This window comes from Sulfitobacter sp. HI0129, from assembly GCF_001635395.1.
Taxonomy (GTDB): domain Bacteria; phylum Pseudomonadota; class Alphaproteobacteria; order Rhodobacterales; family Rhodobacteraceae; genus Sulfitobacter.
In genome coordinates, this window is record NZ_LWGH01000202.1 from 1 (window position 1) to 450 (window position 450).

Genomic DNA, 450 nt, shown 5'->3' on the forward strand with positions numbered 1-450 from the left:
AAATCCCGCGGGGTGCAGGTCAGCGATGATATCGGGGCTTTCGTACGCGCGGAATAAGCGGCGCGGGGCGGCGCTATTTCGGCCGACTTTCTGGAGGAGCATTCGGTGCTCGAGGATGCCGTGCTGGTCGAGACGATCCTGCTCGAGAAGCTCGGTGCCGCCGCCGAGGAGGCGCGTTTGAGGCTGGGCTTCGCCTGGACCGATGCGATGGTGCGCTATGATTACGCGACCATGGCCGACTACGGCCGCGTCTACCCCGGCCCGATCGAGCCGGATGAGGCCGCCCAGAAGCGCATCGATGAGATCACCGCCGAGCTTGAGAAATTGCAGCTCGAGATGGAGGATGAGGGGCTCGAGGACGGTGCCTACAACGCGCTTTACGAGCGCGTGGACGCCTTGGAAGAGGAAGCCCGCGACCTGCAGGAGGCCTACAGCGCCGAGGACCTCGCG

Annotated in this window: 1 pseudogene; it reads left to right on the plus strand. The window is 65.1% G+C overall.

From position 1 onward, the window contains the following. Positions 1-450 (plus strand): annotated as a pseudogene (locus A3764_RS02040) (ParB/RepB/Spo0J family partition protein); the annotation flags it as partial.